The organism is Cellulomonas sp. Leaf334 (assembly GCF_001424195.1).
GTDB lineage: Bacteria > Actinomycetota > Actinomycetes > Actinomycetales > Cellulomonadaceae > Cellulomonas.
Genome location: NZ_LMOO01000003.1, coordinates 1 through 1,452 on the forward strand (window position 1 = coordinate 1; position 1,452 = coordinate 1,452).

Annotated in this window: 2 pseudogenes; both read left to right on the top strand. The window is 69.8% G+C overall.

The annotated features are described in order from the left end of the window. A pseudogene (locus ASF78_RS22610) lies at window positions 1–613 on the top strand (pectate lyase); the annotation flags it as partial. A 151-nt stretch (window positions 614–764) separates the two neighbouring features. Next, window positions 765–1,452, top strand: a pseudogene (locus ASF78_RS23020) (hypothetical protein); the annotation flags it as partial.

Sequence of the window (1,452 nt, forward strand, 5' to 3'; positions counted from 1 at the left end):
CCCGGCCGGGCCGAACGTGACGTCCACGACGTCGGTGTCCATCCCGTACTCCTACAGCCTCGACGGTGCCAGCTGCGTGCCCAACGTCGTCGCCCAGACCGCCGGCGCCAACAAGGGCCTCCAGGTCTCGAACGGGTCCTGCTCCCCGACGACGCCGACCGCCACGCCGACGTCGACCACGACTCCGACGTCGACCCCGACGACGACGTCCACGCCCACCCCGACCCCGACGTCCACGGCGCCGAGCGGGACCAACCTCAGCCTCAACGCCGGTGCGGACGGGTCGAGCAAGGGCAGCGGCACCAGCTACGGCAACGTCAAGGACGGCTCGCTGAGCACGTACTGGTCGCCGAGCAGCTCCACCGGCACCATCTCCGTCAAGTTCGGCTCCGCCACGACCGTGTCGAAGGTCAACATCCGTGAGACCTCCGGCGCCAGCGGCCGGGTCGGTGCGTGGAAGCTGATCAACGCCGACACCGGCGCGACCCTGAAGACCGGTACCGGTGCAGGTGTCATCAGCTTCAGCTCGACGTCGCTGAAGAAGATCTCGTTCCAGATCACGAGCGCGTCGAGCACGCCGCAGATCGCGGAGTTCGAGACGTACGCCGGCTGACCTGAGCGACACGGCGCGACCCCGGACCGGCTCGGGCCGGGGTCGCGCCCTCTCGGGAGGTCGGAGGTCGACCTCCCACCCCGGGACACACCCGGGATGCCTGCTCCAGAGCGGGGCGGCACCTGCATCCACACACGAAGACGAGGCAACGATGAGACAAGCACTCGCACGACGGCCCCTCGCGGGCCTGGCCGCCATGGCCATGGCGGCCACGATCGGGGTGACCGCGTTCTCGATGTCGGCCGCGCAGGCCGCGGGCACCAACCTCAGCCTGGGCGCAGGCGCGGACGGGTCGAGCAAGGCCAGCGGCACCAGCTACGGCAACGTCAAGGACGGCTCGCTGAGCACGTACTGGTCGCCGAGCAGCTCCACCGGCAGCATCTCCGTCAAGTGGGGGTCCGCCACGACGGTGTCCTCGGTGGTCATCCGGGAGACCTCGGGTGCAGCGGGCCGGATCGGTGCGTGGAAGCTGGTCAACGGTGACAGCGGCGCGACCCTGAAGACCGGCAGCGGCGCCGGCACCATCAGCTTCAGCTCGACGTCGCTGAAGAAGGTCACCTTCACCATCACCAGCGCGTCGTCCACGCCGCAGGTCGCGGAGTTCGAGACGTACGCGGACGGCACAGCGCCGACGTCGTCGCCGACGTCGACGTCGAACCCGACGTCGTCGCCGACGTCGTCCCCCACCTCGAACCCCACGACGCCGCCGTCCGGCTCGTGGCCCTCGGCCTCGGGTGAGAAGAAGGTGTCCTCGACGATCAACGTCTCGGGCACGCTCGACGGTGGGTACGTGCGGTACTACGGGATCTCCTCGGGTGACCAGGACGAGTCGCAGCCGC